9 protein-coding genes are annotated in these 7,376 nt (G+C 37.9%); 2 read left to right on the top strand and 7 right to left on the bottom strand.

Annotated elements, in window-relative coordinates; all coding sequences use genetic code 11:
- Positions 1-30: 30 nt before the first annotated feature.
- Positions 31-1,035, bottom strand: a complete 1,005-nt coding sequence (gene ccpA / locus PPA04_RS04340; protein WP_057783678.1) for a catabolite control protein A — start codon at positions 1,033-1,035, stop codon at positions 31-33.
- A 197-nt stretch (positions 1,036-1,232) separates the two neighbouring features.
- On the opposite strand from ccpA, the gene PPA04_RS04335 reads away from it, so the two are divergent.
- Complete coding sequence (locus PPA04_RS04335) at positions 1,233-2,330, top strand: M24 family metallopeptidase (protein ID WP_057783680.1); 1,098 nt, start codon at positions 1,233-1,235, stop codon at positions 2,328-2,330.
- A 56-nt stretch (positions 2,331-2,386) separates the two neighbouring features.
- On the opposite strand, the gene PPA04_RS04330 is transcribed toward PPA04_RS04335, so the two are convergent.
- Both PPA04_RS04330 and PPA04_RS04325 read right to left on the bottom strand, forming a co-directional pair.
- Complete coding sequence (locus PPA04_RS04330; protein WP_057783681.1) at positions 2,387-2,785, bottom strand: hypothetical protein; 399 nt, start codon at positions 2,783-2,785, stop codon at positions 2,387-2,389.
- A 12-nt stretch (positions 2,786-2,797) separates the two neighbouring features.
- Positions 2,798-3,211 carry a DUF948 domain-containing protein gene (locus PPA04_RS04325; protein ID WP_057783683.1) on the bottom strand — a complete coding sequence of 138 codons (414 nt, stop codon included), beginning with the start codon at positions 3,209-3,211 and terminating at the stop codon, positions 2,798-2,800.
- Positions 3,212-3,348: 137 nt separating this feature from the next.
- Here PPA04_RS04325 and PPA04_RS04320 point away from each other — a divergent pair, with 137 nt between their 5' ends.
- A complete protein-coding gene (locus PPA04_RS04320) occupies positions 3,349-4,239 on the top strand; it encodes a mechanosensitive ion channel family protein (protein WP_057783684.1) in 891 nt (296 codons plus the stop codon).
- A gap of 71 nt (positions 4,240-4,310) precedes the next feature.
- On the opposite strand, the gene PPA04_RS04315 is transcribed toward PPA04_RS04320, so the two are convergent.
- The 4 genes from PPA04_RS04315 to dltC all read right to left on the bottom strand — a co-directional run bounded on the left by PPA04_RS04315 (position 4,311) and on the right by dltC (position 7,362).
- The gene (locus PPA04_RS04315; protein ID WP_057783686.1) at positions 4,311-4,910 is read right to left on the bottom strand and encodes an XTP/dITP diphosphatase; all 600 of its coding nucleotides are present in this window, start codon (positions 4,908-4,910) and stop codon (positions 4,311-4,313) included.
- Positions 4,910-5,731 (bottom strand): glutamate racemase, encoded by an 822-nt coding sequence (gene racE, locus PPA04_RS04310; protein ID WP_057783688.1) that lies wholly within the window; start codon positions 5,729-5,731, stop codon positions 4,910-4,912. The genes PPA04_RS04315 and racE overlap by 1 nt, the downstream gene beginning before the upstream one ends.
- Positions 5,732-5,869: 138 nt before the next feature.
- Positions 5,870-7,126: a D-alanyl-lipoteichoic acid biosynthesis protein DltD gene (gene dltD, locus PPA04_RS04305; protein ID WP_057783690.1), complete on the bottom strand. Its 1,257-nt coding sequence runs from the start codon at positions 7,124-7,126 to the stop codon at positions 5,870-5,872.
- Complete coding sequence (gene dltC / locus PPA04_RS04300; RefSeq protein WP_057783692.1) at positions 7,126-7,362, bottom strand: D-alanine--poly(phosphoribitol) ligase subunit DltC; 237 nt, start codon at positions 7,360-7,362, stop codon at positions 7,126-7,128. Before dltC ends, dltD begins: the two co-directional genes overlap by 1 nt.
- Between the last annotated feature and the right edge of the window lie 14 nt (positions 7,363-7,376).

Raw genomic sequence — 7,376 nt, 5'->3', positions numbered from 1 at the left:
ATTTTGTTTAGAAATGTTCAAAATTCAAAATTATTTTTTTGTCGTTTCGCGACTATCCAAGCCATAAGGTAACGTAATGGTTGGTTCTTCAATTTCTTCTTTGTTCATCAACTTTGTCAATAACCGCATTGAAACTGCACCAATATCATAAAGCGGTTGAGTAATAGAAGTTAATTGTGGACGAACTAACTGCGCAACTTGAGTATCGTTACTTGTGATCAACGCAAATTGATCTGGCACTTTAACCCCCTGGTCAGTTAAACCATTTAAAACCCCTGCTGCCAAACGGTCATCACCAGCAAAAGCAGCTGTAATATCTGTGTCCTTAAGTTGGCTAGCTAATTTAATTCCTGATTCATAACTATAGTCAGTTTCAAAAATTAATTTCTCATCAAACTTAATGCCAGCTTCTTTCAAAGCTTGCTTGTATCCTGCCAAACGATATTTTCCATTAATTGGTTCACTTAACGAACCACTGATAAACGCGACTTTTTTGTTACCTTCTTTAATCAATTTTGATATTGCTTCAGCAGTTGATTCGATGTAATCAATACTTACAGAAGGTACACTTTCTTCATCATCAACAGATCCTGCAAAAACAATCGGTGTTCTTGAATGAGAAAATTCTTCCCTAAGTTTGTCAGTAACCCGATTACCCATGAAAATAATGCCATCTACTTGTTTAGCAAGCAATGTATTTAGTACTGCCATTTCCTTTTGATCATTTTCATCGGAGTTTTCCATGATAATATTATATTTATACATAGAAGCCACATCATCAATTCCACGTGCTAAAGAAGCAAAATAGGCATTCGTTACATCGGGGATGATAACACCAATTGTGGTTGATTTTTTGCTTGCTAGTCCTCGAGCAACGGCATTTGGTCGATAATCCAATTTGTCAATCACATCATTAACCCGCTGTCTTGTAGCAGGCTTTACATTTTGGTTGCCATTCACTACTCGCGATACAGTCGCCATTGAAACTCCTGCTTCACGCGCAACATCATAAATCGTTACAGTTTGTTTTTCCATTTTTAACTCAGGTCTCCTTTTATGCGTTACTATACGTTTTCATAAATTTTCACTGCATTGTTAACGGTATCAAAAAACGCTTAACTGTGCAAGTGTGGAAAACGCTTTCATGAAAAATATACCTCTTTTTTAGTTATATTTCAAGACTAAACCGATATGATATAATGTTCACAACTAAAAAGAAAGAAGACGATTACATGACACAGTTGGATAAAGTCCGTAAATGGGTCAGCAAAAATGAAGTTGACGTAGCTTATATTAGTGACCCCAAATCAATCGAATACCTTACTGGTTTTGCCAGTGACCCAGTCGAACGAATTCTTGGATTATTTGTTTTTGCAAACAAAGATCCCTTTTTATTTGCTCCCGCACTAGAAGTTGAAGCAATTCACGATACAGGATGGGAGTTTCCAGTTTATGGCTATTTAGACCATGAACAGCCGTTTGAGATGATTGCCACTCAAATTAAGAAACGTGTCAACCACCCTGTTCAGTGGGCAATTGAAAAAAACAATTTAACCATTGATCATTATAACGCCATTAAAAATCAGTTTTTATTTGCTAATTTCGAAAAAGACTTAACTCCTTTTATTCAAAAATTACGGTTAATTAAGACGGCCGATGAAATTGAAAAACTTGATGCCGCTGGTCGCGAAGCAGACCTGGCTTTCAAAATTGGCTTTGAAGCCGTCCAAGCCGGACGAACCGAAGCTGAAATTGCCGCAGAATTAGAATACGTGCTTAAGAAAAAAGGCGTCATGCAAATGAGTTTTGATACCCTCATCCAGGCTGGCGCTCATGCAGCCGAACCTCACGGTGCAACAGGCATGAATAAAATTAAAAATAACGAACTTGTTCTATTTGATTTAGGTACCATTCACCAAGGCTACATCAGCGACTCCTCAAGAACAGTTGCTGTCGGTCAACCAAGTGATAAGGCTTTGGATATTTATAAAGTTTGTTTAGATGCTCAGTTAACTGCTCAATCTCAGGCTAAACCTGGTATGATTGCAGAAGATTTAGATAAGATTGCCCGTGACATCATCACAAAAGCCGGCTATGGAGATTACTTTATTCATCGCCTTGGTCATGGAATGGGAATGGGTGAACACGAATTTCCTTCAATCATGGAGGGCAATAAGATGTCTCTTGAAGAAGGAATGTGTTTTTCAATTGAACCCGGTATTTATATTCCCGGCGTTGCTGGTGTTCGTATTGAGGATTGTGTACACATTACAAAAAATGGTTGTGAACCATTTACCCATACTTCAAAAGAACTCACTTATGTTGGCTAATTGTAAAAAAATAAGGTCTCCTGCAATTTGCAGGAGGCCTTTTTGATTATCCGAAGTTAGTCAACTTTTGGTTTTTCATCATGTGTATGTGGCATAAAAACTTCAGTTGGTTCATCGTAACTATCTGTGCCATCAACAAAGACGTCATTTTCTTCATCTAATTCATCTTTTAATTCATCAGTAGATGCTTGAAAACTGTCCTGAGCAGCACCTAAAAACTCGTCTTTTCCTTCAAGAACCTTATTTTTCAGTTCAACCGCTGAATCAAAAACACGGTCTTTCAACTCGTCTTCCCAATCAGCACCCTCTAAATCATTTTGTTCTCTAAATCGATTGACTTTATTTTGTGCTGCTTGAATTAATTCTTCTTTGGTTGTGCCTGTTAATTTTAATGTGCCATACACAGCGGCCGCGCCACCAATTAACGCGCCTAATAAAAATTTACCTTTTGCCATTATAAAATCCTCCTAGTCTTTCGTTTGTTTATTTTTATGTTCACGATACATATGAACTGCACCCTTACCAGCCTTCAACGCAGTCGAAACAGTTCCTGCTTTTTTACCTGGACTTGTAAGTTTGGTAGTCAAATTACGGGTTGCTTCATTTAAGTCTGAAGTACTCTGGCCTAAATCAGCCATCGCTTGAAATACTGGATCAATAGTGGCTACTTTGCCATTTACATCTTCCAATAAATCGTTGGCGTTTGCCATAATATCTTCAGCTTCTTTAGAAAGTAAATCAACATCCTTAGTTACTACGGCAAGACTTCGATTGATTTCCACCAAAGTTTTTGATCCTCGTACCAATACAAGCCCGATAAATAGTACTAAAATCAGTAAAGCTACTGCTGCAATGATTGCTGCGATTCCGCCACCTGTCATAATTTATCCTCCTGTTAATTTAATTGTCTTAAGCATATCATTAGAGATTAAGCACTGCAATTAAAAAAGAAGTAAAATATTTTTTATGAAACTGATTACAAAGAAAACCTAGTCTGTTAAAATCAATATACAAGGAGATGAGCATCATTCACTTTCTAATTGGCGTTACTAATTCGCCCAGTTCCCTAATTAAGGCTTTTCAAAACTACTTTACGGCGTTTAATTGGCAAAAACTTGCCGAATCGTTAATCAACCACATTCTTGAAATTATCCTAATTTCTATTTTCTTTTGGCTGGTCAACTTTATTGGTAAACGGCTGTTGACCAACGGTTTGCATAAGTATCACCATTTAAACGACGCCATTCCAAGTCGAGCTGTAACCTTACTGGCATTGGTAGTTAACATTTTCCATTATGTCGTTTTATTCTTTTATCTCTACGCCCTACTTTCAATTATTGGTGTTCCGGTAGGTACACTAGTTGCTGGAGCAGGAATCATCAGTATCGCTGTTGGTCTTGGTGCACAAGGATTGGTAAGTGACATTGTGAACGGCCTATTCATTCTTCTTGATGGCCAATTAGATGTTGGTGATCAAGTTACCATTCAAAATATCAATGGAAAAGTAACTGAAATAGGTTTGCGGTCCACTCAAGTCCTTTCTGACGATGGGACAACAAACTACATCCCCAACCGGTCCATCACGGCCATTGCCAACCATTCTCGCAATGATCAAGTGGTTTCCATTTTTTTGGCCTTTGAAAGTTTGACCGATTTAGCCTCTGCCAAAGATCTTGTCACAAAAACAACTTCTGAATTGGCCAACAAACTAAATGAAGTCACCACTGATCCTACTGTAACTAGTCCGATCCAAGATGTAAATGGCAACATCGGTTTACGCGTTAAAATGTATGTCGAAAACGGCACTGTTGATCAAATTCAAAGAACTTTTCTCCAAAATTATCTAACAATCTTGACTGAGAACAAACTAAGGATTATTAATAACCAACTATTACAAACTAAAAAATAATAAAGTTTGTAACTGAATAAGAGCCTGAGAAAACGAACTTTTCCCCGACTCTTATTTATTTTGCTCCTCGTTTACCACCATTCATCAAAAACTTTGAGGAGTTTTTGACTAGCTCGTCCCCGATGGCTAATTTCGTTTTTCTCTTCTGAGGTCATTTCGGCCAAAGATTTTTGTTTTTCTGGTACCCAAAATAACGGATCATATCCAAATCCATTATTGCCACGCGGAACAGCCAAGATTTGGCCTCTAAGTTCCCCATTAACCACTAACTTACTTTCATCAGGTTTCATCAACACTAATGTCGTATAAAAAGTTGCCGTCCTTTTTTCTAACGGAATCCCAGCTAACTCACTTAACAATTTAGCATTATTTGCCGCGTCGTCGTGATCGCCCGCATAACGTGCGGAAAAGATTCCTGGACGGCCATTCAAAGCGTCCACTTCTAATCCAGAATCATCTGCCAAAACTGGTATATTGGTCTGTTTAGAAACTGCAGAAGCCTTTAAAGTCGCATTTTCTTCAAAAGTCATCCCAGTTTCCGCAATTTTTCCGAGTTGTGGATAGTCCTTTAACGAAGTGACCTTAATATGTTTTGGAGCAAATAATTTTTGAAACTCACACAGTTTCCCAGCATTATTAGTTGCAATAATAATTTGTTCTTTCTGAGCCATTACTTGTCCTCCAAACTTAACCGGTCAATTTCTGTTTTATCAGCTTTAACATTAATCTCCAACCACTGACTAGCAATCTGATTGAAACTTTTTGGCGATGCCGTTGTATAGTAGTGATCTTCAATCTGATCACCTGCTGAATCTTTTGCGATATCAAAATAATCCAATAATGCAGATACGGTGCCAATTGTTTCAGCACCCGAATCAATCAGTCGAACCTGAGGACCCATCACATCTTGGATAATAGGCCTCAGTAGTGGATAGTGTGTACATCCCAAAACAAGGGTATCCACATCCTTATTGTCGAAATACTGTAAAGTTTCTGCCACAACTTTTTTGGCAATTGATGAATCATATTCGTTACTTTCAACTAAAGGTACAAATTTAGGACAAGCTAAACTGAAAACTTCAACCGAATTATCCTTAGATAAAATTGCTCGTTCATATGCCCCACTTTTAATCGTGCCTTCTGTCCCAATGACACCAATACGACGATTGCGCGATACTTTTAAGGCGGCCCGACTTCCCGGTGAAATTACTCCAATAACTGGAATGGGAAACTTTTCTTTCAAGTCTTCTAGAGCCGCTGAAGTTGCCGTATTACAAGCAATAACTAACATTTTGATATTCTTTTTCATCAAAAATGCAGCCATTTGCTCAGAAAAATGCCGTACTTCATGGCTTGAACGCGGGCCATATGGGAGCCTGGCCTGATCCCCAATAAAGTAGACAGATTCAAGAGGCAACTGTCGAAGTGCTTCACGCACAACAGTCAAACCACCCACACCAGAATCCATAAATCCGATTGCACGATTATCCATTTCTTTTCATCCTCTTCACGTAATCTGAAACTATATTATCTCTTTTTAAAAACTGAAAAGCAAGTTTCCTCATCTAAAAAAGCAAAGCAACTAGATTAGTTGCCTTGCTTTTCTAATAGTCTCCTGCCATAAAAACAATTATTTTTTTATACTTATTTGATGTTGCCATGCCGTTGAATAGAACTTACTATTCATTTGGTAATGAGGTGCTTTTTGCTTTTTTGTCAAGAACGGATCAATTGACTGGTCAGCAGCCAACCAACCACGCCAACCTAAATGGATGGTATCTTGCATAAAATACGGCACATTTCCTTTATCACTTAAATCACAAATATTGTTGAACCCTTGTGATTGCAGTTGATATCGAATTTTTCGATCAAATTCCTTGAGCATTGTTTGCGATAACCCAGTGTATGCACTCCACTTTTGATTAACGGGTGGAATAATAAACTCAACATTCATGTTTAAAGAAGCGAATTGATTCAAAACTAGTTCGAAATCGCTAAACTCAGGCGATTGCACATAACTCCAATTTTGTTCAAAATTCTTAAATTTCTTTGCCTTGTCGTGTAATCGCCGAACATAAAACTGATTATAGATGTCAAATCGATTATTTGTCGTATTCTGCTTTCCTTGCGCAACAGCTAACTGATCTAAATCTTTTAATTGATAATGATCAGGTAACTGCTTTGCAATCCGATCAATTTTACCCTGATTATTTTTCATTTTCAAATCAGAAAAAAGTTGATCTTCATGTTGCAACAATCTCATCTCATAAACTAAATAAGTTCGTTCGTGTTTCGTAATTTGTTTGCCATCAGCAACACGCTTTAGCGCCATCATAATGGTGTGATTGGCTTTTCCAGAGGGCATATTCAGCAATCGTTTGGCAGCATAGCGATCTTCGGCACTGCTAGCTTTTCGGCTCAAGAGCCAAGTTGCCGATTGCATCGGTGAATAGTAAAATCCGAAAGCATCTTTGCGGGCGCCCTTTTTGACAAACCACTGTGGTGAAATCACAAAAACGGCCTTACGATTCTTTAATTGTGACGTAACTAATTGCATCTGAAAATAATGAGTAAGTGACTGAGTTCCAGGCCCACCCATCAAAAACGGAGTGTACCTTCGTTGATACTTTGTAGCCAATACAGACGGATGCGCCATGTCGAATCTGGAAAATTCTGAGGATCCAAAGAATGGCACAAATTGTTTGTGTGATAGGGCTGATTCTTTAATTATTTGGCCTTTAAGCACATTTGGAGACAAAGCAACTGCCGCTTTATCTTCAGTTTTAGTTGACATATGATTCATTTTAAATGGGGAAAACAATAGTGCAATCAACAATAATGCAGCCAAAAGAACCGGACCAAATATCAGAAAAAGTTTTTTTGCCACTAGTTCTGCATTTCCTCAGCATTCGCAATAATTTTATTGGGCGTATCCCATTCACTACGCTCAAACTCAGACACTGCTACTTCAATTCCTAGCTCACTTTGTAATTGTAAAAGTAACTGAACGGTACCCATTGAATCTAGCAATCCCGAATCAAACAAATTATTATCTAAATCCCCGCTCAAATCTGTGCCTGTTAAATCTTGTAAAACGTTTAAAACTGTTTCTTTTGTATCCATTTTATTTACTCCCC

The sequence above is a fragment of the Pediococcus parvulus genome (assembly GCF_007990205.1).
GTDB classification, from domain to species: Bacteria; Bacillota; Bacilli; order Lactobacillales; family Lactobacillaceae; genus Pediococcus; species Pediococcus parvulus.
Note: the sequence above shows the minus strand (reverse complement) of the source record. Positions and strands in the feature narration are given on the sequence as shown.